The following is a 23228-nucleotide window of genomic DNA, read 5'->3' on the forward strand; positions in this document are numbered from 1 at the left end:
ATCCGGGCCACCGCACTTTGCTTTCCAGGTGTCAGACCTCGAACTGACCCGACTCGAGGCGCTGCTTCACGTCGGCGAGGAAGCGGCCCGCGTCGGCGCCGTCGACCAGCTGGTGGTCGTAGCTCAGAGCGAGGTAGACCATGTAGCGCACGGCGATCGTCTCGCCGAGGTTCGGGTCGTCGATGACGACCGGCCGCTTGACGACCGCACCGGGCCCGAGGATCGCGACCTGGGGCTTGTTGATGATCGGGGTGTCGAAGAGCGCCCCGAAACTGCCGAGGTTGGTGATCGTGAACGTGCCGCCACCCAGCTCGTCGGGCGTGATCTTGTTGGTGCGGGTCCGCTCGGCGACGTCGGCGATCTTCTTGGCCAGGCCGGCGATCGAGAGGTCGCCGGCATCCTTGACGACCGGGGTCAGGAGGCCCTTCTCGGTGTCCACCGCGAACGCGACGTTCTCGCGGTCGTAGTAGGTCACCTCACCGGCCTCGGTGTCGATCGCGGCGTTGAGCTTCGGGTGCACCTTGAGCGCGTCGATGGCCGCCTTGGCGAAGAACGGCAGGTACGTCAGCTTCACGCCCTCGCGGGCCAGGAAGTCGGCCTTCACGCTCTCGCGCAGCCGCGCGATGTTGGTGACGTCGACCTCCATCACCTGGGTCAGCTGGGCCGAGGTCTGCAGCGATTCGACCATGCGCGAGGCGATGATCTTGCGCAGCCGCGACAGCTTCTCGGTCTTGCCGCGCAGCGGCGACGGGGCCGCCGGTGCCTGGGCGGCGGCCGGCGCACTCGAGGCGGCGGGCGCGGCCGCGGCGGGCTGCTCCTTGGCCTTGGCGGCGTCGAGGACGTCCTGCTTGCGGATCCGGCCGCCGACGCCGGTGCCGGTGACGCTCGCCAGGTCGACGCCCTGCTGCTGCGCCATCTTGCGCACCAGCGGGGTCACGTAGCCGGGACCGTCGCCACCGCCGACCGGCGCGGACTCCTCCGGGGCCGGCGCGGGCTCGGGTGCCTTCTCGGCTGCCGGGGCGGGCGCTTCCTTCTTCGGCTCTTCCTTGGCGGGCTCCGGCTCGGGCTCGGGCTCCGGCTCCGGCTCGGGCTCGGGCTCCGGCTCGGGCTCGGGCTCGGGCTCCTTGTCCTCCGACTTCGCGGGAGCGGGGTCGCCGGACCCGATCACGGCCAGCTCGGCGCCGACCTCGACGGTCTCGTCCTCCTCGACCTTGATCTCGAGCAGCGTGCCCGCGACCGGGGAGGGGATCTCGGTGTCGACCTTGTCGGTGGAGACCTCGAGCAGCGGCTCGTCGACGGCGACGTCGTCGCCGACGGCCTTCAGCCAGCGGGTGACCGTGCCCTCGGTGACGGACTCGCCCAGCGCCGGCAGCGTGACCGACGTACCGGACCCGCCCGACGGCTTCGTCTCGGCAACCGGCTTCTCGGCCTCCTCACCGGCAGGAGCGGGCTCCTCGGCGGCGGCGGGCTCCTCGGCCTTCTTCTCCTCGGCCTGGTCCTCCTCGGGCTCGGGCTCCGGCTCGGACTCGGCGGAACCCGCGTCGCCCGAGGACTCGCCCTCGTCACCGATGACCGCGAGGATCGCGCCCACCTCGACGGTGTCGTCCTCGGCTGCCTTGATCTCGAGCAGCGTGCCGGCGACCGGCGAGGGGATCTCGGTGTCGACCTTGTCCGTGGAGACCTCCAGCAACGGCTCGTCCACGGCCACCGCGTCGCCGACCTGCTTCAGCCAGCGGGTGACGGTTCCTTCGGTGACGGACTCTCCGAGTGCCGGGAGGTTGACTTCGGTGGCCATGGACTTCCTTCGCGTCGTGTCTGGATCTTGAAATCAGGAGTGGGCGTGCAGCGGCTTGCCGGCCAGCGCGAGGTGCGCTTCGCCGAGTGCTTCGTTCTGGGTGGGGTGCGCGTGGACGAGGGGTGCCACGTCCTCGGGGTACCCCTCCCAGTTGTAGATCAACTGTGCCTCGCCGATGAGCTCACCGACGCGGTCGCCGACCATGTGGACACCGATGACCGGTCCGTCCTTGCGGCGGATCAGCTTCACGAAGCCCTGGGTCTTGAGGATCTGGCTCTTGCCGTTGCCACCCAGGTCGTAGGTGAGCGACTCGATGCCGTCGGCGCCGTACGCCGCCGTCGCGGCCGCCTCGTCGAGGCCGACCGAGGCGAGCTCGGGGTGGGAGTAGGTGACCCGGGGGATGCCGGCCTCGTCGATCGGTTGCGGCGCGAGTCCGGCGATGTCCTCGGCGACGAAGATGCCCTGCTGGAAGCCGCGGTGGGCCAGCTGGAGGCCGGGCACGATGTCGCCGACGGCGTAGACGCCGTCGAGGTTGGTGCGGCAGCGCCCGTCGGTGAGCACGAAGCCGCGGTCCATCGAGACGCCCTGCTCGTCGTAGCCGAGCCCGTCGGTCGTCGGACCGCGACCGACCGCGACCAGCAGCAGCTCGGCCTCGATCACGTCACCCCCCTCGAGGGTGACCGCCACGCCGTCGTCGGTGACCTTCACGCTCTGGAACGGCGTGCCGGTACGGAAGTCGATCTTGCGCTTGCGGAAGGCCCGCTCGAGGACCTTCGACGACGCCTCGTCCTCGGCCGCCATCAGCCGGGGGAGTGCCTCGACGATCGTCACCTCGGCGCCGAAGCTGCGCCACACGCTGGCGAACTCACAGCCGATCACGCCGCCGCCCAGCACGACCACGGACCCCGGCACCCGGTCGAGCCCGAGCGCGTGGTCGGAGGTGATGACTCGCTCGCCGTCGATCTCGAGACCGGGCAGCGTGCGCGGGTAGGAGCCGGAGGCGAGGACGACGTGCCTGCCGGTGTACGTCGTGTCGCCGACGGTCACCTGCTTCGGGCCGGTCAGCCGGCCGGCGCCCTCGATCACGGTGATGCCGCGACCCTTGATCAGTCCGGTCAGGCCCTTGAACAGGCGCGCGACGACGCCGTCCTTGTAGGCGTTGACGCCGGCCATGTCGATGCCCTCGAAGGTCGCCTTCACGCCGAACGTCTCGGACTCGCGGGCCTGGTCGGCGATCTCGGCGGCGTGCAGCAGCGCCTTGGTCGGGATGCAGCCGATGTGGAGGCAGGTGCCGCCGAGGTTGCCCTTCTCGACCAGTCCGACGGACAGGCCCAGCTGCGCGGCGCGCAGGGCGCAGGCGTAGCCCCCGGACCCCGCACCGAGGATGAGGACGTCGAAGTCGGGGTCTGCCACGTGCCCCATCTTTGCACTTCTCCTCATCGTGTCCACACCGACCTCCGGCGTACTGAACGGTCACTTGGCACACTGGTCCCCATGTCATGGATGGACCGCTTCCGACGCGGGTCGAAGACGAAGATGACGGGCCCGGCGCGCGACGGGTTCCGGACCGGCTCGACCCGTGTGCGTGCGTCCGACGCCGTCGACCAGGAGCACCTGAATGCCTGGGTCGCCGAGAGGCGCGGGGTGGAGGGCTTCGTCGAGCCCCGCACGGCGGTGAGTGACGTGACGCTGCTGTTGGTCGCCCACGACGGTGAGTGGACCCGGCGCCGGGTGCCGTCGGTCAAGTGGGCGCACGCCTTCTGCAACGCCCACCAGGTGCCGTCGTACGACGCCGCGGTGGTCGGCATCCCGCAGCGGATGCGGGACTACAACCGGCGTCGCAAGGAGCAGGGGCCGCTGTAGCCCGCACGGCCCTACTTCTTCTGGGCCAGCGTCCGCGCGTAGTCGACCAGGGTCGCGACGCCGACACCGGTGCCGCCGGAGGTCATGTGGCCCCAGGCGCCGCCCGAGTTGAACGACGGGCCGGCGATGTCGAGGTGCGCCCACGGCACCCCGGCGGTGAACTCGCGCAGGAAGGCCGCGGCGTACAGCCCGCCGCCCCAGCGGATCCAGTCGTGCTGGGCGAGGTCGGCGATCTTGCTGCCCTTGATCCGCTCCTCCATCGAGTCGGGGATGGGCATCGGCCACATCTCCTCGCCGGCGGTGGTGGCGGCGGCGAGCACGTCGGCGACGACGTCCTCGGACCCGAGCACGCCGGCGACGCGGTCGCCGAGCGCGACGACCATGTGGCCGGTCAGGGTCGCGACGTCGAGGATCACGTCGGGCTTCTGCTCGGTCGCCCGGACCAGGGCGTCGGCGAGGATCAGGCGGCCCTCGGCGTCGGTGTTGAGCACCTCGACGGTGGTGCCGCCGTACATCGAGAGGACGTCACCGGGCCGGACCGACGACCCGGAGACCATGTTCTCGGCCATCGGCAGGAACGCGCTGACCTTCACCGGCAGGCCGAGGGCCGCGATCGCGAAGGTCGCCTGGGCGACCGCGGCGGCGCCGGCCATGTCGGACTTCATCTCGCTCATGCTCTGGGCGGGCTTGATGGTCAGGCCGCCGGAGTCGAAGGTGATGCCCTTGCCGACCAGCGCGAGGTGGTGCTTGGCGCCCTTCGGGGCGTAGGTGAGCTCGACGAGCCGCGGGGGAGCGTCCGACCCCATGCCGACGCCAAGGATGCCGCCGCAGCCGAGCTCGGCGAGCTCCTTCTCGTCCAGCACCCGGATGGAGACCTTCGGGGCGCCTCGGCCCTTGGTCAGCTCGCTGGTCGCCGCGACGACCGCGTCGGCGAACGCCGGCGGGGTGAAGTCGCCCGGCGGCGTGTTGACCCAGTCGCGGGTGGTCGCGACGGCGCGGGCCACGACGTGCGCGTCCGCGAAGGCCGCGACGGCATCCTTGCGGCGGGAGATCGGGCTGAGCACCACGACCTCACCGGGCGTGCCCGCCGCGGCTTCCTTCTTGTACGTCGTATACGTGTAGGCGCCGAGCTCGTAGCCCTCCGCGACCGCGCGCACCAGCTCGACCGAGTCGGCGGGCAGCGCGATCGCGACCGACGCCGCGTTGGTGACGGCCCGGGCGGCGGCGCCCGCTGCCCGGCGTACGGCGTTCGGAGTCGGCGTCTTCCCGAGGCCGACGAGCACCAGCAGGCTCGAGGAGACGGTGCCCGTCGTCGGCACCTTCACCACCTCGCCCGCCTTGCCGGTCACCCCGAGCGTGGCGAGCAGCGGGCGCAGCTTGCGCCCGTACGCCTTGCCGACGTCCTCACCGCCCGCGGCGAGCTCCGGGCCCCCGGGTGTCTGGACGACGCCGATGACCACGGCGTCGGAGCGGGTCTTGGCGGGGCTGGCGCTGCGCAGGGTGTAGGTCGTCACCGGGGAAGGATAGTCGGGTAAGTTCGCGCCATGTCCGACCTGCTCCGCTCCCCGCTTCACGACCGGCACGAGGCGCTCGGCGCGAAGTTCGCGGCCTTCGGCGGCTGGTCGATGCCGCTCGAGTACCCGTCCGGCGTCGTCAAGGAGCACACGGCGGTGCGCGAGTCGGTCGGCATCTTCGACGTGAGCCACCTCGGCAAGGCGGAGGTGACCGGGCCCGGCGCCGCCGGCTTCGTGAACCGGACGCTGACCAACGACCTCGGCCGGATCGGGCCGGGCCAGGCGCAGTACACGCTGTGCTGCGACGACGCCTCGGGCGGCGTGGTCGACGACCTGATCGCCTACCTGCACGACGAGGAGCGGGTGCTGCTGGTCCCCAACGCCGCCAACACCGCCGAGGTGGTCCGCCGGCTCGACGCCGAGGCGCCCGAGGGGATCACGGTCGCCAACCGCCACCGCGACCTCGCCGTCCTCGCCGTCCAGGGCACGAAGTCCGACGAGGTGCTGGCCACGGTCGGCCTGCCGGCCGGGCACGACTACATGTCGTTCGTCGAGGCACCCTTCGAGGGCGAGACCGTCGTCGTCTGCCGCACCGGCTACACCGGCGAGCGCGGCTACGAGCTGGTCGCACCGAACGCCGTCGCCGTACCGCTGTGGGACGCGCTGATGGCGGCCGGCGAGGAGTTCGGCATGCTCGCCTGCGGGCTCGGCGCCCGCGACACCCTGCGCACCGAGATGGGCTACCCCCTGCACGGCCAGGACATCTCGCCGGACGTGACGCCCAACGAGGCCCGGCTCGGCTGGGCGGTCGGCTGGACGAAGGACGCGTTCTGGGGCCGCGACGTGCTGACCGCCGAGCGCGCCGAGGGTCCGAAGCGGATCCTGCGCGGTCTGGTCGCGACCGGCCGCGGCATCCCGCGCCCCCACATGAGCGTCAGCCTCACCGCCGACGTGCTCCTCGGCGAGATCACGTCCGGCACCTTCTCGCCGACGCTGCGCAAGGGCATCGGGCTGGCGCTGCTGCCGTCGTTCGTCGACCCCGACGCCGAGGTGGGCGTCGACATCCGCGGCCGACGAGAGATCTTCCAGCTGGTGAAGCCGCCGTTCGTGGACCCCTCCGTGCGAGAGTCGTGACCGTGAACCTTCCCGACCAGCCGCCGACCTTTCGTCAACCCGGCCCGGCCGAACGGCCGTGGTGGTGGCGCCTCGAGAACGCCGCCGGCGACGAGGTGACGCCCCCCGACGACGACCTGGCCGGCCAGCGGTTCGCGAGCCAGGCCGACGCCGAGTCGTGGGTCGGCGAGACCTGGTCCGACCTGGCTGCGGAGGGCGTCGACGCGGTCACGCTGTTCGAGGACGACCGTCGGGTCTACGGGCCGATGTCGCTCCACCCCTGATCCACGGCTGAGGGGAACCTTTCTCGTCTTCTCGGGGGTCTGGTCGGTGGGGGTCCGTGCGAGAAGGATGCAGTCATGCGGAACGACGCCGACTTCGCTGCCTACATGGCAGCGCGCTGGCCGTTCCTCGTGCGCTCGCTCGTCCTGATCGGCTGCCCGCGCCACGAGGCGGAGGACGTCGTCCAGACCGGGCTGGCCCGCTGCTACGCGTCCTGGGACCGGGTGCGCAGGGCCGACGACGTGGATGCCTACGTCTACCGGACCGTGCTCAACTGCTGGCACAAGAGCCGCAAACGCCGGTGGTGGGGCGAGGTGCCGACCGAGGTGCTGCCCGAGGCGCCGACGACCGAGGACCCGACCGACCAGGTCCTGCTCCGCCAGGCCCTCGAGGCCCAGCTGGCCCGGCTGTCCCCGGAGCACCGTGAGGTGCTCGTGCTCCGCTTCGTCGCGGACCTGACCGAGCCGCAGGTGGCCGAGGTGCTCGACGTCCCCGTCGGCACCGTCAAGAGCCGGGTGTCGCGGGCCCTGGCCCAGATCGACCTGGCCGCGGTGAGAGAGGTGGCCGGGTGATGACCGAGCAGCTCGCCCAGGAGGTCTTCCGCACGGCCAGCGAGTCGATCGACGTGCTGTCGCCGCCCGTCGAGGGTGCGATCGGGCAGGCCCGCGGGATGCGCCGCAAGCGGCGCCGGGTCGTCGCCGGCGCGGTCGCGGCCGCGGTCGTCGTGGTCGCGGGTGCGACCTGGGCGACCACCCGGCCGGACGACGTGCGGCCACCGGAGCCGAGCCCGGCGAACGTCATCTCGTCGCCCAACCCGACCGCGATCGCCTGGTACGCCGGCGGGGAGCTCCACCTCGAGCACATCGCCGTCGAGCTGCCGCCGCTGACCGACCTCGTGGAGGTCTACGGGGGTGCGGTCTACGGCGATCGGGAGGGGGCGGTCGCCTACATCGCTGCCGACGGCACCCGCACGGTGATCGGGGAGAAGGCTGCCGCGGAGCCGTTGGTCGGCTCCGACGTGAGCGGCTGGGCGGCCTGGGTCGACCCGCGCGGCGAGACCCCCGCGCTGGTCGTCTACGACGTGGTCGGCGGCAAGGTCCTCGACCGCCTCGAGCTGCCCTCGTCGGACCCGGACAGCCACCCGGTGGCGATCGACCAGAACCACGTCTTCTACGTCACGCACGAGGGCGACTTCGCCTGGACGCCGCACGACGAGGAGCCCGCGCGCCTCGACCGCCAGGGCCTGCTCGACTCGTCCTCGGCCACCCGTGTCTACGGGGCGTCCGGGCAGGTCGACATGGTCCAGTCGTTCTTCAGCGTCCACTTCGTCCGCCGCGGCGAGGGCGCGATGCTGTCCGCGGGCGGCAACTACGTGCTGACCCGTGCGCCGGGCGCGTGGACCCCCGGCGCGCCGTTCCGCCCGCTCCTCTACGACGCCCGCTCCGGCGACCGCCTCGTGTCGGGGGTGGCCCCCGACGAGCTGGTCCTCGACGCGTCGTTCGGGGAGGAGCACGACGTGATCTACATCGTCGGCCGGGCCGCCGACCTCGACGTCGCCGCGGGCGGCTCCGAGGATCTCCAGATGAGGCTGCGCAGCTGCCAGATCGGCACCGCCGACTGCCACGACGAGGCGCTGCTGCCGCAGGCAGGTGAGCGGCCGCTGCTCGCCCACTAGCGTGGCGACATGCGCTTCAGCCAGGTGGACGTCTTCTCCCGCGAGCCGCTGCTCGGCAACCCGGTCGCCGTGGTGCACGACGCCGACGACGTCACCGACGCGGAGATGGCGGCCTTCGCGCGCTGGACCAACCTGTCCGAGACCACGTTCTTGCTCACGCCGACCCGGCCCGGCGCCGACTACCGGCTGCGGATCTGGACGCCCGGGGGCGAGCTGCCCTTCGCCGGGCACCCCACGCTCGGCAGCGCGCACGCGTGGCTCGAGGCCGGGGGAGTGCCCGCCGGCAACGACCTCGTGCAGGAGTGCGGCGCGGGCCTGGTGACGATCCGGCGCAGCGGGGACCGGCTGGCCTTCGCGGCCCCGCCGCTGACCCGCTCGGGTCCCGTCGACGCCGACGACGTCGCCGGCATCTGCCGGGCGCTGCGGATCTCGGAGTCCGCGATCGTCGAGACCACGTGGATCGACAACGGCCCGGGCTGGGTCGGCGTGCTCCTGGAGGACGCCGCCGCGGTGCTCGCGCTCGAGCCGGACTGGGCCGCGTTCGGCGAGCTCAAGGTCGGCGTCGTCGGGCCGTACGCCGACGGCCCGCTCGCGGTGGAGGTGCGCGCCTTCTGCCCCGGCTACGGGATGCCCGAGGACCCGGTCACCGGCTCGCTCAACGCCGGCATCGGCCAGTGGCTGGCCGGCGGCCGGCTGCCCGCGTCGTACGTCGCGAGCCAGGGCGCCGCCCTGCAGCGGGCCGGTCGGGTGCACGTGGGGCTGGAGGGAGGGACGGTGTGGGTGGGGGGCGACACCCGCACCACGGTCACCGGATCCGTCGACCTCTGACGACTAGGGTTCGAGTGTGCAGATCTATCTCGACCTCCTCCAGCGGGTCCTCGACGAGGGCGTGGAGAAGAGCGACCGGACCGGCACCGGCACCCGGTCCGTCTTCGGCCACCAGATGCGCTTCGACCTCGCGGCCGGCTTCCCGCTCGTCACGACGAAGAAGATCCACACGCGCTCGGTCTTCGGCGAGCTGCTGTGGTTCCTCCGCGGCGACACCAACGTGAAGTGGCTGCAGGACCGCGGCATCACCATCTGGGACGAGTGGGCCGACGACAACGGCGACCTCGGGCCGGTCTACGGCTACCAGTGGCGCTCGTGGCCGACCCCCGACGGCCGCCACGTCGACCAGATCGCCCAGGTCGTCGACCAGATCAAGGGCAACCCCGACTCGCGGCGCCACATCGTCTCGGCGTGGAACGTCGCCGACATCCCCGACATGGCGCTGGCGCCGTGCCACACGATGTTCCAGTTCTACGTCGCCCCGTCCGACTCGGGCCCGGGGCGGCTGAGCTGCCAGCTCTACCAGCGGTCGGCCGACGTCTTCCTCGGCGTGCCGTTCAACATCGCGTCCTATGCGCTGCTCACCCACATGGTCGCCCAGGTCACCGGCCTCGAGGTCGGCGACTTCGTGCACACCCTGGGCGACGCGCACCTCTACTCCAACCACCTCGACCAGGCGCGGCTCCAGCTCACCCGCGAGCCGCGGCCGCTGCCGACGCTGGTGCTCGACACCTCGGTCACGCAGCTCGACGCGTTCGACCTCGAGCACATCGCGATCGAGGGCTACGACCCGCACCCCGGGATCAAGGCCCCCATCGCCGTATGACCCCCGGTGGCAAGCGGGTCGTGATGGTCGCCGCCGTCGCCCGCAACGGCGTGATCGGCAACGGGCCCGACATCCCCTGGAAGCTGCCGGGCGAGCAGCGGCTCTTCAAGGAGCTCACCCTGGGCCACGTCCTGCTCATGGGGCGGGCCACCTACGAGTCCATCGGCCGGCCGCTGCCCGGCCGCACCACGATCGTGCTCACGCGGTCGCCGGCCTGGTCGGCGGACGGGGTCCTCGTCGCCCACGACCTCCCCGCGGCTCTCGCCCTCGCCGACACCGTCGACGGTGACGTGATGGTCGCCGGGGGCGGCGAGGTGTACGCCGCCGCGCTCCCCGTGGCCGACGAGCAGGTCCTGTCCGAGGTGGACCTCGCGCCCGAGGGCGATGCGTTCTATCCGGCCTACGACGCGGGGGAGTGGGTCGAGGCCTCGCGTGAGGTGTTCGACGGGTACGAGCGGGTCTTCCTGACGCGGGTCGGGTGGGGCCGGTCTTGCGACTGATGGCAGGGTGAGGCCATGGAGCTTCGAGTGTTCACCGAACCCCAGCAGGGGGCGACGTACGACGACCTGATCCGGGTGGCGCAGGAGGCCGAACGACTCGGCTTCGGGGCGTTCTTCCGGTCCGACCACTACCTCGCGATGGGTGGCGACGGGCTGCCCGGGCCGAGCGACGCGTGGATCACGCTGGCCGGCATCGCCCGCGAGACGAGCACGATCCGGCTCGGGACGATGATGACGAGCGCGACCTTCCGGCTGCCCGGGCCGCTGGCGATCTCGGTCGCGAACGTCGACCAGATGAGCGGGGGTCGAGTCGAGCTCGGCCTCGGGGCCGGCTGGTTCGAGGCCGAGCACCAGAAGTACGCCATCCCCTTCCCGTCGACCGGGGAGCGCTTCGACCGCTTCGAGGAGCAGCTCGCGGTCATCACCGGGCTGTGGGCCACCGAGGGCGGCTTCACGTTCGAGGGTGAGCACTACACGGTGACCGACTCGCCCGGGCTGCCGAAGCCGACCCAGACGCAGGGACACCGGGGCGGTCCGCCGGTCCTGATCGGCGGCACCGGCAAGAAGCGCACCCCCGAGCTGGCCGCCCGCTACGCCGACGAGTTCAACCTGCCGTTCGTCGACGAGGCGACCACCGAGACCCAGATCGCGCGGGTCCGCGAGGCCTGCGAGGCCCAGGACCGCGACCCGGCGACGATGACCTGGTCCAACGCGTTGGTGCTCTGCGTCGGCGCCGACGAGGCCGAGCTCGACCGCCGGGCCGCCGCGATCGGCCGCGAGAAGGCCGACCTGCGCGAGAACGGCCTGGCCGGCACTCCGGAGGAGGTGCTCGACAAGATCGGGCGGTACGCCGACCTCGGGGCGCAGCGCCTCTACCTCCAGATGCTCGACCTGGCCGACCTCGACCACCTCGCTCTGGTGGCGCGCGACGTGATGCCCCACGTGTGAGCGATAGCCTGTCCTCCATGACGTCCGCTTCATCGGCCCCGTTCGGCCGTGTCCTCACGGCCATGGCCACCGCGTTCCACGACGACGGGTCCGTCGACCTCGAGGGCACCGCACGGATCGCGACCCACCTGGTCGACCACGGTCACGACGGTGTCGTCGTCTCGGGCACCACCGGCGAGTCGCCGACGACGACCACCGCCGAGGACGGCCGGATCCTCGCCGCCGTGAAGGACGCCGTCGGCGACCGGGCCACGGTCGTGGCCGGCGTGGGCACCAACTCCACGGCCCACTCCGTCGAGCTCGCCGAGCAGGCCGCCAAGATCGGCGCCGACGCGCTGCTGCTCGTCACGCCGTACTACAACAAGCCCAGCCCGGCCGGCGTCCTCCACCACTTCACGGCTGTCGCCGAGGCCAGCGACGTCCCCATCATGTTGTACGACGTCCCCTCCCGCACCGGCACCCAGATCGCCCTCGAGACCTACGAGGCCGCCATCCGGCTCGAGTCCGTCGTAGCGGTCAAGGACGCGGTCGGCGACTTCGCCCGCGGCGTCAAGATCATGCAGATGGGCTACGCCCTCTACTCCGGCGACGACGTGAGCACGCTCGGCTGGCTCGCCCACGGCGGCTGCGGCGTCGTCTCCGTCGTCGGCCACGCCGCAGGCGACCAGATCCGCGGCATGGTCGACGCCTTCCTGGCCGGCGACCACGCCGCGGCCCTCACCAGCTTCACGCGGATGCTCCCCGCGACGGACGCCGTCATGGGCGTCCCCAACTACGGAGCCACCACCGCCAAGGCAGCACTCCAGCTCCTCGGCGTCCTCGACAACCGGAACGTCCGCGCACCCCTGGTGCCGTTGGACGACGACGAGGTGGCCGCACTTCGAGCGGGCCTCGAAGCCTCCGGCCTCCTCTAGACAAGGACCACGACTTGAGTCACCCCCACCCCGAGCTCTCCGCACCGCCGAAGCTGCGCAAGGGCGGTCTCCGGATCACCCCGCTCGGTGGCCTCGGTGAGGTCGGTCGGAACATGACCGTCTTCGAGTACGCCGGTCGCCTGCTGATCGTCGACTGCGGCGTGCTGTTCCCCGAGGACCACCAGCCCGGCATCGACCTGATCCTCCCGGACTTCGACAACATCCGGGACCGCCTCGACAAGGTCGAGGCGCTCGTCCTCACCCACGGGCACGAGGACCACATCGGCGCGACGCCGTACCTCCTGCGCGAGCGCGGCGACATCCCGCTCGTCGGCTCCGAGCTGACCCTGGCCCTGCTCGGCAGCAAGCTCCGTGAGCACCGCCTGCGCGAGACCGTCCACCACGTCGTGAAGGAGGGCGACCGGATGACGTTCGGGCCCTTCGAGCTCGAGTTCGTCGCGGTCAACCACTCCATCCCCGATGCGCTCGCGGTCGCGATCCGCACCGGCGCCGGCCTGGTGCTCCACACCGGCGACTTCAAGATGGACCAGCTGCCGCTGGACGGCCGGATCACCGACCTGCGCGCCTTCGGGCGGCTGGGGGAGGAGGGCGTCGACCTCTTCCTGACCGACTCGACCAACGCCGAGACGCCGGGCTTCACCCCGACGGAGAAGTCGATCACCCCGGTGATCGACCAGGTCTTCCGCGAGTCGAAGCAGCGGATCATCGTCGCCTGTTTCGCCTCCCACGTGCACCGGGTCCAGCAGGTCCTCAACGCGGCCGTCGCCCACAACCGCAAGGTGGCGTACGTCGGGCGCTCGATGGTCCGCAACATGGGCATCGCCCAGGACCTCGGCTACCTCCACGTGCCGCCCGGCGTGATGGTCGACGCCAAGCAGCTCGCCGACCTGCCGCCCGAGCGCCAGGTGCTGGTCTCCACCGGGTCGCAGGGTGAGCCGATGAGCGCGCTCAGCCGGATCGCCCAGCGCAACCACAACTTCGTGCACATCGAGGAGGGCGACACCGTCCTGCTCGCCTCGAGCCTGATCCCCGGCAACGAGAACGCCGTCTACCGGGTCATCAACGGGCTGGCCCGCTGGGGCGCGCACGTCGTCCACAAGGGCAACGCCCTGGTGCACGTGAGCGGCCACGCCAGCGCCGGCGAGCTCCTCTACTGCTACAACATCGTCAAGCCGCGCAACGTGATGCCGGTGCACGGCGAGATCCGGCACCTGCTGGCGAACGCCGAGCTGGCGCGCTCCGTCGGGGTCGAGAACGTCGTGATCGCCGAGGACGGTGTCGTCGTGGACCTCATCGACGGGGTCGCCAAGGTCGCCGGCAAGGTCGACTGCGGCTACGTCTTCGTCGACGGCTCGTCGGTCGGCGACATCACCGAGTCCGACCTCAAGGACCGCCGGATCCTCGGTGAGGAGGGCTTCATCTCGGTGATCGTGGTGATGGACTCGGTCAGCGGCAAGGTCGCCGCCGGCCCGGAGATCCACGCGCGCGGCAACGCGCTCGACGGGACCTCGTTCGAGGATCTCAAGCAGCCGATCATCGACGCGCTCGACCGGGCCATGGCGGAGGGCAACACCGACTCCTACCAGCTGCAGCAGACCGTGCGCCGCGTCGTCGGCCGGTGGGTCAGCAACACCCACCGCCGCCGGCCGATGATCATCCCGGTCGTCATCGAAGCCTGAGGCAGCCGAAGGGGCGTGTCGAGACACCGGTGAGCCAGCTGGCCACCGCAGGTGGCGCCGGTACGCCGTCGGCTCGCCGGGTCTCGACACGCGGGTCGCGACGTCGTTCCTCAGTCGCGCCGCTCGCTCGACCACCGGCTTCGGGTCCGCTGACGCGTCCCCGACACGCACTCCTGTGATGCGTGTGACTGGAGTGGCGCCTGCGTAGGGTGGGGACTATGGCGACCCGTACGTCTTCCCCGCCGGGGTCGCGGAGCAAGAGCACGTCTTCATCCAAGGCTGCGAGCACCTCGCGCAGCACCGGTCGAAGTGGCTCGAGCACCCGATCCCGGAGTACCAGCCCGAGGCGCAAGCCTGCCCCCAAGAAGACCACCAGCAAGCGCAAGCCTGCTCCGAGGCGACCGGCGCCGCGCGCCGTACGCACCGGACCGGGTCCGGTCGCGCGCTTCTTCGGCCTCGTCTGGCGGGGGGTCTCCGCCGTCTGGCTGGCCGTGGCGCACGGCGTCGGCGCCGTCGCCCGCGGCATCGGGCACACCGCCCGCGACCTCGAGCCGGAGCACCGGCGCGACGGAGTCGGGCTCTTCCTCCTCGGCATCGCCGTGGTCGTGGCCGCCGCCGTCTGGTGGCAGCTGCCCGGGTCGGTCATGGACGCCGCACGCACCGTGGTCGAGGGCTCGGTCGGCAAGGTCGGCTTCCTGGTCCCGCTCGCCTTGATCTTCGTGGGGTGGCGCACGATGCGCGACCCCGAGCACAACGGCCCGGTGGGTCGCCAGGTCGTGGGCTGGGCCGCGCTGTCCTTCGGCCTGCTCGGCATGGTGCAGATCGCCGGTGGCAACCCGCAGCCCGTGCTCGGCGACACGTCCGACCTCCGCACCGCCGGCGGCGCGATCGGGTACGTCGTCGCGAGCCTGCTGCTCGACCTGCTCCGCTCCGAGTACGTCGTGATGCCGCTGCTCGCCCTGCTCACCTTCTTCGGCGGGCTGATCATCACCGCGACCCCGCTCTACCAGGTGCCCGCGAAGCTGGCCGAGACCCGCGACCGCCTGCTCGGCCGCGAGACCGCTCCGGCGGAGGACCCCGACGCCACCCAGGCGATGCCCGCGGTCAAGGGGCGCAAGCGCCGCCTCGACGAGACCGGCGAGATCGACCCCGACATGGGCGACCCGGCCTACGACAGCCCGGTCCTCGCCGAGCGCGAGATGCGCCGGCGCAAGAAGCGGATGGAGACGACCGACGAGGGTCTCGACATCTTCGCCCCCGAGCCGCGCTCCGTGCCCGAGGTCGAGGAGCCCAGGGCCGACCTCGAGCCGCCGCCCCACACGCCGCTGCCGCCGCGCGTCGAGCAGCTCGCACTGTCCGGCGACATCACCTACTCGCTGCCCGCCAACGAGGTGCTCAAGCCCGGGTCGGTGCACAAGGCCCGCTCGAAGGCGAGCGACGCGGTGGTCGAGCGGCTGACCCAGGTGATGGAGGAGTTCACCATCGACGCCCAGGTCACCGGCTACACCCGGGGGCCGACGGTCACCCGCTACGAGGTCGAGGTCGGCCCGGCGGTCAAGGTCGAGAAGGTCACCGCGCTGTCGAAGAACATCGCCTACGCCGTCGCCTCGGCCGACGTGCGCATCCTCAGCCCGATCCCCGGCAAGTCCGCGATCGGCATCGAGATCCCGAACACCGACAAGGAGGTCGTGTCTCTCGGCGACGTCCTGCGGTCCGGCAGCGCGCGCGCCGACCACCACCCGATGGTGGTCGGGCTCGGCAAGGACGTCGAGGGCGGGTTCGTCGTCGCCAACCTGGCGAAGATGCCGCACCTGCTCGTCGCCGGCGCCACGGGCTCGGGCAAGTCGAGCTTCATCAACTCGATGATCACCTCGATCCTGATGCGCTCCACGCCCGACGAGGTCCGGATGATCATGGTCGACCCCAAGCGGGTCGAGCTGAACGCCTACGAGGGCGTGCCGCACCTGATCACGCCGATCATCACCAACCCCAAGAAGGCCGCCGAGGCGCTGGCCTGGGTCGTGCGCGAGATGGACATGCGCTACGACGACCTGGCCAACTTCGGCTTCCGCCACATCGACGACTTCAACAAGGCCGTCCGCGCGGGCAAGGTGCAGGTGCCGCCGGGCAGCGAGCGCGAGCTGACGCCGTACCCGTACCTGCTGGTGATCGTCGACGAGCTCGCCGACCTGATGATGGTCGCCCCGCGCGACGTCGAGGACGCGATCGTCCGGATCACCCAGCTGGCCCGGGCCGCGGGCATCCACCTGGTGCTCGCCACCCAGCGGCCCAGCGTCGACGTGGTGACCGGCCTGATCAAGGCCAACGTGCCGTCGCGGCTCGCGTTCGCGACGTCGTCGGTGACCGACAGCCGGGTCATCCTCGACCAGCCGGGCGCCGAGAAGCTGGTCGGCCAGGGCGACGGGCTGTTCCTGCCGATGGGCTCCTCGAAGGCCGTCCGGGTCCAGGGTTCCTGGGTCACCGAGGCCGAGATCGCCCAGGTCGTCAAGCACTGCAAGAGCCAGCTCGAGCCGACCTACCGCGAGGACGTCACGGCTCCGGCCGCGAGCAAGCGGGAGATCGACGACGACATCGGCGACGACATGGACCTGGTCATCCAGGCGATCGAGCTCGTGGTCTCCACGCAGTTCGGATCCACCTCGATGCTCCAGCGCAAGCTCCGGGTCGGCTTCGCGAAGGCCGGCCGCCTGATGGACATCATGGAGAGCCGCGGGGTCGTCGGGCCCAGCGAAGGCTCGAAGGCCCGCGACGTGCTGGTCAAGCCCGACGAGATCGATGCCGTGATCGCGACCCTCCAGGGGGAGATGTGAGCACCATGAACGCAGCACTCGACCACTCCTACGACGACCCGGCCGCCCACGAGCCGGAGCACCCGACGCCCGAGCAGGTCGAGGTGCGCCGCAACGGCGGGGTGTCCGCCGCCGTCGGCGGCGTCGCGTCCGCGGTGGCCATCGCCTATCTGGCCCGGGCAACCAGCAGCGGCTCCTGGGTCGACTGGGCGGTGTTCGTGGTGATGGGCGCCCTGGCCGCCACCTACCTGAGCGCGTTCGTCGACGCCCGCACCCCGCTGCTCGTCGCCGACGGCCTGGGCGTCCGGATCCGGCTCGGCCGGAGCTGGCGCGGGGTGCCCTGGAGCGAGGTCGAGTACGTCGAGCACCGCCCGCGCGCGGGGCTGTTCCGCGACGGCCGCGTCGTGCTCTTCGCCCGCGATCCCGTCGAGGTGTTCGGCGACCTGGACTCCCCGGCCCGCCGCCAGGCCCGGATCGCCGACCGGCTGCACGGCTCGCCGTTGGCGATCCCGCTGGCGCTGACGACCCGCGTCACCGGCGCCGGCGACGACCTCACCGCGGCCCTCGAGCGGCTGGCCGGCAACCCCGACCAGGTGGTCGAGGTCGCGCCGGAGCAGGAGCTCGAGGAGTGGGACGAGGTCGTCGACGCCGAGGACGCCGAGGACGGCGAGACCGGGCTCGAGGAGCGCGAGGACACCGGGCTCCACGACGACGCCGAGGACGACGACCACCGGCGCCTGCTCCACGACCCCCGGCCGGCGCTGGCCCGGGGCATCGGCTTCGTCGCGACCCGGTTGCGGCTGACGCCGTCGATCGGCACCGACGAGCCGTCGACGACCCCCGAGCCCACGACCAGCCTGCCGATGGTCGCCAGCGCGGCGCCGATCCCGCTGCGCGACCCGGTCGGCGGTGCGCGCGCCGAGGTCCGTTTCGAGGGCGCCGCGGCGCTCAAGTCCGACCCGTACGAGACCGACGACACGGCGTCGTCGGAGCTCCCGGAAGCGCGCGAGCTGCGCCGGCACGGCAGCGTCGACCTGGTCGAGGACACCGTCGTGTGGAGCGACCGGGTCCGCCCGATCGCCCGCGAGGGCGACGCCGTCCCGGCCCTGGTCATCGACGACTTCTCGGTCGAGCCCGCCGACGACCCGGTCGTCGGACCCGAGCTCGCCGCGGCCCGCACCCGGCTCTCGCTGACCGTCGACCAGCTCGCCGAGCGCACCCGGATCCGCCCCCACGTCATCGAGTCGATCGAGGTCGACGACTTCGCGCCGTGCGGTGGCGACTTCTACGCCCGCGGCCACCTGCGCACATTGGCCCGGGTGCTCGGTGTCGACGCCGCGCCGCTGCTCGCGGCGTACGACGAGCGGTACGCCGACGCCCCGATCGACGCCCGCCGGGTCTTCGAGGCGGAGCTCGCGACCGGGGTCGACGGCCCGATCCGCAGCACCCGTGGGGGCCCGAACTGGTCGGTGCTGGTCGCCGCCGTGATGGCGCTCGTGCTCGCCTGGTCGATCGCCCGGCTGATCATGGACAGCCCGGTCGAGCTGCACTCGACGACGCCGATCCTCAACGGCTCGGGAGGCGCCAACTCGCAGGTCAAGCTCGGTCCCGCGGTCCCGGTCGAGCTCGAGGCCGCCTCGGGCGGCGCCCACGTCGTCGTCCGCGACGGCGCCGGCGAGGTCGTCTTCAACGGCGACCTGGCCTTCGGCGAGACCAAGACCCTGGAGGCGTCTCCGCCGGTGCGGGTGCAGTCGTCCGACGGTGCGCTGGAGCTCACCGTCGACGGCGAGGCCCGCGGCCCGCTGGGTGCCGACGGCCAGCCCGCGCAGAACACGTTCGCCGCCGCCGCTCGCTAGCCCGATCGCCGAGTCCGCGCTGTGTCCGGGGTCATGGGCCTCGACGCGGCGCCGACTCGGCGTTTCCGCGGGTCGGTTGACATACTCGACAAGCGATGACGACCGAGACCAGCCCTGCCCCCACCCGAGACCTCCTGTCGGTCGCGATGGTGACCCTGGGCTGCGCCCGCAACGAGGTCGACTCCGAGGAGCTGGCGGGCCGGCTCGAGGCCGACGGCTTCCTCCTCGTCGAGGACCCGGCCGACGCCGACACCGTGGTGGTCAACACCTGCGGCTTCGTCGAGGCCGCCAAGAAGGACTCCGTCGACACCCTGCTCGAGGCCGCCGACCTCAAGGCCAGCGGTCGCCCGCAGGCCGTGGTGGCGGTCGGCTGCATGGCGGAGCGGTACGGCAAGGACCTCGCCGCGTCGATGCCCGAGGCCGACGCCGTGCTCGGCTTCGACGACTACCCCGACATCGCCGCCCGCCTGCGCTCCATCCTGGCGGGGGAGACCCACGAGGCCCACACCCCGCAGGACCGGCGCCTGCTGCTCCCGATCACGCCCGTCGAGCGCGCACTGTCCACGGCCCCCGTACCCGGACACGCCTCCGGGCCGGCCTCGCTGCGCCGCCGCCTCGACCAGGGCCCGACCGCGTCGCTCAAGCTGGCCAGCGGCTGCGACCGACGCTGCTCGTTCTGCGCGATCCCGGCCTTCCGCGGCTCGTTCGTGAGCCGCCGCCCCAGCGACGTCCTGCAGGAGGCGCAGTGGCTCGGCACCCAGGGCGCGCGCGAGCTCTTCCTGGTCAGCGAGAACTCCACGTCGTACGGCAAGGACCTCGGCGACCTGCGGCTCCTCGAGACGCTGCTGCCCGAGCTGGTCGCGGTCGACGGCGTCGAGCGGGTGCGGGTCTCCTACCTGCAGCCCGCCGAGACGCGTCCCGGTCTGATCGAGGCGATCGCGTCCACGCCCGGGGTCACGCCGTACTTCGACCTCTCCTTCCAGCACGCCAGCGCCACGGTGCTGCGCCGGATGCGCCGCTTCGGTGACCCCGAGAGCTTCCTCGGGCTGCTCGAGCAGGTCCGCGCGCTGGCCCCGACCGCGGGCGTGCGCAGCAACGTGATCGTCGGCTTCCCCGGCGAGACCGAGGCCGACCTCGAGACGCTGTGCGACTTCCTGGTCGCGGCCCGGATGGACGTCACCGGGGTGTTCGGCTACTCCGACGAGGACGGCACCGAGGCCGAGACGTACGACGGCAAGCTCGGCGAGGACGAGATCCGGGCCCGGGTCGAGCACGTCAGCGACCTCGTCGAGGAGCTGACCTCCCAGCGCGCGATCGAACGCATCGGCGAAGAGGTCGACGTCCTGGTCGAGCGCATCGACGGAGCCGAGACCGAGGGGCGCGGGGCCCACCAGGGCCCCGAGGTCGACGGCTCGACGTACCTGGTCGACAGCACCGCCCACGTGGGCGACATCGTCCGGGCGGTCGTCGTCGACGCCGAGGGCGCCGACCTGTACGCGAAGGCCCTCGGATGACCGAGGTCCAGGCGCCGCCGAGCAACTGGAACGTCCCCAACCTGCTCACCACGCTGCGGATCGTGCTGGTGCCGTTCTTCGGGTGGGCGCTCCTCGTCGACGGCGGCGAGTCGATCACCTGGCGATGCGTCGCGTTCGTGATCTTCACCGTCGCGATGATCACCGACAAGGTCGACGGCGACCTGGCCCGCAAGCACAACCTGATCACCAACTTCGGCAAGATCGCCGACCCGATCGCCGACAAGGCGATCACCGGGATGGCCTTCATCGGGCTCTCGGTCGTCGGCGACGTCTGGTGGTGGGTCACGATCGTCGTCCTGCTCCGCGAGTGGAGCGTGACGCTGCTGCGCCTCTCGGTGCTCCGGAAGGTCGTGATCGCGGCGGCCGACCTCGGCAAGCTGAAGACCACCTTCCAGGCGATCGCGCTCGGCATGCTCTGCCTGCCGCTGCGCGACCCGGACCTCGCCGACTGGATGGACGTCCCCGGCGACGTCCTCTTCTACGCCTCCCAGGCGTGCCTCGCCGTGGCCGTTGCCCTGACCCTGTGGTCGGGCTACGAGTTCTTCCGCGACGTGTGGCGTCAGCGGGCAAGCCTGCGCAACAACTGACGGACAGTTTGTCGACTTCTGCCGTTGCGGTTTCCCGCCGGGGGCGTCGACGTCCGGCTGGGTCAGGATTTTGCCGAAAGAGTTACGTCGCGTTCACGTCCACGCTGGATTTCTGCCCGGGACACGGGGTTATGGTGCAGGCCCATTCAGGTCCGCCGAAAGGTATCTCACAGTGCCCCCCAGTTCTCGGGCGCGCAGGGGCATGCGTGCTCTTGTCGCCACCTCCGGACTCGCCTTCGTCGCGAGCTCGCTCGTCTTCGTCACCACCACCGCGCCCGCCCATGCGGCGGACCCCGTCACCCTCAACCTGCTCGGCGTCAACGACTTCCACGGCCGCATCAACTCCTCCACCGTGAAGTGGGCCGGCACCGTCGAGCAGCTGACCGCGGCCGGCGGCGAGTCCGACACCCTCCTGGTGGGTGCGGGTGACCTCATCGGTGCGTCCGAGTTCGCCTCGGCGGTGGCCGAGGACCAGCCGACCATCGACATGTTCAACGCACTCGGCCTGGACGCCTCCGCGGTGGGCAACCACGAGTTCGACAAGGGCTTCGCCGACCTGACCGACCGGGTCATCGGTCCTGACGGCGACCGCAACGCGCAGTGGGACTACCTGGGCGCCAACGTCTACGAGAAGGGCACCACGACGCCGGCGCTGCCCGAGTACGCCGAGTTCGATCTCGACGGCATCGACGTCGCGGTCGTCGGGGCGGTGACCGAGGAGACGAAGAGCCTCGTCAGCCCGGGCGGCATCACCCAGATCGACTTCGGTGACCCCGTCGAGGCGGTGAACCGGGTCGCCGGGGAGCTGAGCGACGGTGACGACTCCAACGGCGAGGCGCAGGTCATCATCGCCAGCTTCCACTCCGGTGCCGCGGTCGGCGCCGGTTCGACGTACGAGGCCGAGGTCGCCAAGGGCGGCGAGTTCGCCGACATGGCCAGCCTCGACCCGGCGGTCGACGTGATCTTCAACGGCCACACGCACCAGACCTACGCGTGGGACGCGCCGGTCCCCGGTGAGCCCGGCGTGACCCGCCCGATCCTGCAGACCGGCTCCTACGGCACCAACGTCGGGCAGGTCTCGCTGACCGTCGACTCCGCGACCGGCGACGTCATCAGCTACGAGTCGCAGAACGTCGCCCGGACGACCGTGTCCGACGACGAGCTGGTCGCGACCTACCCGCGAGTGGCCGAGGTCAAGCAGATCGTCGACGACGCCATCGCCCACGCCAACGAGGTCGGCAACCAGCCGGTCGGCTCGGTGACCGGAGACATCACGACCGCCTTCACCGGCGGCACCTACACCGACGGCCACTACACCGGCGGCACCCGCGACGACCGCGCCTCCGAGTCCACGCTCGGCGACCTGGTCGGCAACGCGCTGCGCGACGGGATCCCCGCAGACATGGGCAGCCCGGACCTCGGCATCACGAACCCGGGTGGCCTGCGCGCCGAGCTGCTCTTCGCCGGCGACACCACCTCGAACCCCGCCAACACCGACGGCGTCGTGACCTACGCCGAGGCCAACGGCGTGCTGCCGTTCGTCAACAACGTCTGGCTGGTCAAGCTCAAGGGCTCCGACCTCGAGGCGGTGCTCGAGCAGCAGTGGCAGCCCGACGGCTCGTCTCGGCCGTTCCTCGCCCTCGGACTGTCCGACAACGTCCGCGTGACCCAGGACCCGACCCAGGCCCGCGGCTCGCGGATCACCTCGGTGCTGATCGACGGCCAGCCGCTGGACCCGGACAAGACCTACACCGTGTCGACGTTCAGCTTCCTCGGCACCGGCGGCGACAACTTCGGAGCCTTCACCGCCGGGACTCCCAACGACACCGGCCTGGTCGACCGGGACCTGTGGATCAGGTACCTGCAGAAGCACGACGACCTGGCGCCGGACTACGCCCGCCAGCAGGTCCAGGAGAGCGGCATGCCGAGCTCCGTGTCGGCCGGGGACGCGGTCTCGTTCACGCTGTCGAACCTCGACCTGACCTCGCAGGGTGCACCGGCCAACACCTCGGTGTCGGTCTACCTGACCCAGGGCACCCGGTCCGTCGCGATCGGTGACTTCCCGGTCACCGCCGGCGCGGCCACGGTCGCGTTCACCGCGCCCGCGAGCCTGGACGGCGCCTGGAAGCTGGGAGCGGTCGCCCACGACAGCGGCACCGTGGTCGGCGCCGCCGAGTTCACCAAGGCGACGACGAAGACCACCGCCCAGGTCACCCCGAAGCGGGCGGTCGTGAGGAAGACCAGGGCGACGGTCCGGGTCACGGTCACCGCAGGCGGAGACGCGGCTTCGGGCAAGCTCCGGGTCCGGGCCGGCGGCAGGGTCTACCACGCCACGCTGAAGCACGGCACGGCGACGGTCGAGCTCAAGCGCTTCAAGCGGGTCGGCACGAAGGAGGTCACCGTGCGGTACCTCGGCAGCGACACCGCCAAGCGCTCGGGCGACATCGTGACCATCAAGGCCGTCAAGAAGAAGTAGCACCCC

Annotated in this window: 19 protein-coding genes; 16 read left to right on the top strand and 3 right to left on the bottom strand. The window is 71.6% G+C overall.

Annotated elements, in window-relative coordinates; translation table 11 throughout:
* Positions 1–31: 31 nt before the first annotated feature.
* Positions 32–1795 (bottom strand): 2-oxoglutarate dehydrogenase, E2 component, dihydrolipoamide succinyltransferase, encoded by a 1764-nt coding sequence (gene sucB / locus PD653B2_RS08050; RefSeq protein WP_085871831.1) that lies wholly within the window; start codon positions 1793–1795, stop codon positions 32–34.
* Positions 1796–1828: 33 nt separating this feature from the next.
* Positions 1829–3208: a dihydrolipoyl dehydrogenase gene (lpdA, locus tag PD653B2_RS08055; RefSeq protein WP_242665194.1), complete on the bottom strand. Its 1380-nt coding sequence runs from the start codon at positions 3206–3208 to the stop codon at positions 1829–1831.
* 81 nt (positions 3209–3289) lie between these two features.
* Between lpdA and PD653B2_RS08060 the strand changes: the two genes are divergently transcribed.
* Positions 3290–3658, top strand: a complete 369-nt coding sequence (locus PD653B2_RS08060; protein ID WP_242665195.1) for a hypothetical protein — start codon at positions 3290–3292, stop codon at positions 3656–3658.
* A gap of 11 nt (positions 3659–3669) precedes the next feature.
* Here PD653B2_RS08060 and PD653B2_RS08065 read toward each other — a convergent pair whose 3' ends face one another.
* Positions 3670–5172 carry a leucyl aminopeptidase gene (locus PD653B2_RS08065; RefSeq protein ID WP_085871832.1) on the bottom strand — a complete coding sequence of 501 codons (1503 nt, stop codon included), beginning with the start codon at positions 5170–5172 and terminating at the stop codon, positions 3670–3672.
* 30 nt (positions 5173–5202) lie between these two features.
* On the opposite strand from PD653B2_RS08065, the gene gcvT reads away from it, so the two are divergent.
* The 15 genes from gcvT to PD653B2_RS08140 all read left to right on the top strand — a co-directional run bounded on the left by gcvT (position 5203) and on the right by PD653B2_RS08140 (position 23222).
* Complete coding sequence (gene gcvT, locus PD653B2_RS08070; protein WP_085871833.1) at positions 5203–6306, top strand: glycine cleavage system aminomethyltransferase GcvT; 1104 nt, start codon at positions 5203–5205, stop codon at positions 6304–6306.
* A 2-nt stretch (positions 6307–6308) separates the two neighbouring features.
* Positions 6309–6569, top strand: a complete 261-nt coding sequence (locus PD653B2_RS08075) for a hypothetical protein (RefSeq protein ID WP_085872054.1) — start codon at positions 6309–6311, stop codon at positions 6567–6569.
* 75 nt (positions 6570–6644) lie between these two features.
* On the top strand, positions 6645–7139 hold the full coding sequence (locus tag PD653B2_RS08080) for a SigE family RNA polymerase sigma factor (RefSeq protein ID WP_085871834.1): 495 nt from the start codon (positions 6645–6647) through the stop codon (positions 7137–7139).
* Positions 7139–8242, top strand: a complete 1104-nt coding sequence (locus tag PD653B2_RS08085) for a hypothetical protein (RefSeq protein ID WP_085871835.1) — start codon at positions 7139–7141, stop codon at positions 8240–8242. The genes PD653B2_RS08080 and PD653B2_RS08085 overlap by 1 nt, the downstream gene beginning before the upstream one ends.
* A 9-nt stretch (positions 8243–8251) precedes the next feature.
* Entirely contained in the window at positions 8252–9070 is an 819-nt protein-coding gene (locus tag PD653B2_RS08090) for a PhzF family phenazine biosynthesis protein (RefSeq protein WP_085871836.1), read from the top strand.
* A 16-nt stretch (positions 9071–9086) separates the two neighbouring features.
* Positions 9087–9896: a thymidylate synthase gene (locus tag PD653B2_RS08095; protein WP_085871837.1), complete on the top strand. Its 810-nt coding sequence runs from the start codon at positions 9087–9089 to the stop codon at positions 9894–9896.
* Complete coding sequence (locus PD653B2_RS08100) at positions 9893–10396, top strand: dihydrofolate reductase (protein ID WP_085871838.1); 504 nt, start codon at positions 9893–9895, stop codon at positions 10394–10396. Before PD653B2_RS08095 ends, PD653B2_RS08100 begins: the two co-directional genes overlap by 4 nt.
* A gap of 15 nt (positions 10397–10411) precedes the next feature.
* Complete coding sequence (locus PD653B2_RS08105) at positions 10412–11344, top strand: LLM class F420-dependent oxidoreductase (protein ID WP_085871839.1); 933 nt, start codon at positions 10412–10414, stop codon at positions 11342–11344.
* Positions 11345–11361: 17 nt separating this feature from the next.
* Complete coding sequence (gene dapA / locus PD653B2_RS08110; protein ID WP_085871840.1) at positions 11362–12258, top strand: 4-hydroxy-tetrahydrodipicolinate synthase; 897 nt, start codon at positions 11362–11364, stop codon at positions 12256–12258.
* A gap of 14 nt (positions 12259–12272) precedes the next feature.
* On the top strand, positions 12273–13958 hold the full coding sequence (locus PD653B2_RS08115) for a ribonuclease J (protein ID WP_085871841.1): 1686 nt from the start codon (positions 12273–12275) through the stop codon (positions 13956–13958).
* Between the two features lie 218 nt (positions 13959–14176).
* On the top strand, positions 14177–16789 hold the full coding sequence (locus PD653B2_RS08120) for an FtsK/SpoIIIE family DNA translocase (protein WP_207559381.1): 2613 nt from the start codon (positions 14177–14179) through the stop codon (positions 16787–16789).
* Between the two features lie 5 nt (positions 16790–16794).
* Complete coding sequence (locus PD653B2_RS08125) at positions 16795–18624, top strand: helix-turn-helix domain-containing protein (RefSeq protein WP_133058986.1); 1830 nt, start codon at positions 16795–16797, stop codon at positions 18622–18624.
* A 134-nt stretch (positions 18625–18758) separates the two neighbouring features.
* Positions 18759–20138, top strand: a complete 1380-nt coding sequence (gene rimO, locus PD653B2_RS08130) for a 30S ribosomal protein S12 methylthiotransferase RimO (RefSeq protein ID WP_242665208.1) — start codon at positions 18759–18761, stop codon at positions 20136–20138.
* Positions 20135–20746 carry a CDP-diacylglycerol--glycerol-3-phosphate 3-phosphatidyltransferase gene (gene pgsA, locus PD653B2_RS08135; RefSeq protein ID WP_085871844.1) on the top strand — a complete coding sequence of 204 codons (612 nt, stop codon included), beginning with the start codon at positions 20135–20137 and terminating at the stop codon, positions 20744–20746. Before rimO ends, pgsA begins: the two co-directional genes overlap by 4 nt.
* A gap of 202 nt (positions 20747–20948) precedes the next feature.
* On the top strand, positions 20949–23222 hold the full coding sequence (locus tag PD653B2_RS08140) for a bifunctional metallophosphatase/5'-nucleotidase (RefSeq protein ID WP_085871845.1): 2274 nt from the start codon (positions 20949–20951) through the stop codon (positions 23220–23222).
* Positions 23223–23228: the final 6 nt, after the last annotated feature.

The sequence above is a fragment of the Nocardioides sp. PD653-B2 genome, assembly GCF_002117935.1.
In the GTDB taxonomy this organism is placed as follows: domain Bacteria; phylum Actinomycetota; class Actinomycetes; order Propionibacteriales; family Nocardioidaceae; genus Nocardioides.

What these genes read in the sequence shown, in the direction of transcription:
- PD653B2_RS08085 (WP_085871835.1), top strand. Translation starts at nt 7,139, where the DNA reads ATGACCGAGCAGCTCGCCCAGGAGGTCTTCCGCACGGCCAGCGAGTCG.
- PD653B2_RS08100 (WP_085871838.1), top strand. Translation starts at nt 9,893, where the DNA reads ATGACCCCCGGTGGCAAGCGGGTCGTGATGGTCGCCGCCGTCGCCCGC.
- PD653B2_RS08125 (WP_133058986.1), top strand. Translation starts at nt 16,795, where the DNA reads ATGAACGCAGCACTCGACCACTCCTACGACGACCCGGCCGCCCACGAG.
- PD653B2_RS08080 (WP_085871834.1), top strand. Translation starts at nt 6,645, where the DNA reads ATGCGGAACGACGCCGACTTCGCTGCCTACATGGCAGCGCGCTGGCCG.
- dapA (WP_085871840.1), top strand. Translation starts at nt 11,362, where the DNA reads ATGACGTCCGCTTCATCGGCCCCGTTCGGCCGTGTCCTCACGGCCATG.
- pgsA (WP_085871844.1), top strand. Translation starts at nt 20,135, where the DNA reads ATGACCGAGGTCCAGGCGCCGCCGAGCAACTGGAACGTCCCCAACCTG.
- PD653B2_RS08140 (WP_085871845.1), top strand. Translation starts at nt 20,949, where the DNA reads ATGCGTGCTCTTGTCGCCACCTCCGGACTCGCCTTCGTCGCGAGCTCG.
- gcvT (WP_085871833.1), top strand. Translation starts at nt 5,203, where the DNA reads ATGTCCGACCTGCTCCGCTCCCCGCTTCACGACCGGCACGAGGCGCTC.
- PD653B2_RS08060 (WP_242665195.1), top strand. Translation starts at nt 3,290, where the DNA reads ATGTCATGGATGGACCGCTTCCGACGCGGGTCGAAGACGAAGATGACG.
- PD653B2_RS08120 (WP_207559381.1), top strand. Translation starts at nt 14,177, where the DNA reads ATGGCGACCCGTACGTCTTCCCCGCCGGGGTCGCGGAGCAAGAGCACG.
- sucB (WP_085871831.1), bottom strand. Translation starts at nt 1,795, where the DNA reads ATGGCCACCGAAGTCAACCTCCCGGCACTCGGAGAGTCCGTCACCGAA.
- PD653B2_RS08105 (WP_085871839.1), top strand. Translation starts at nt 10,412, where the DNA reads ATGGAGCTTCGAGTGTTCACCGAACCCCAGCAGGGGGCGACGTACGAC.
- PD653B2_RS08090 (WP_085871836.1), top strand. Translation starts at nt 8,252, where the DNA reads ATGCGCTTCAGCCAGGTGGACGTCTTCTCCCGCGAGCCGCTGCTCGGC.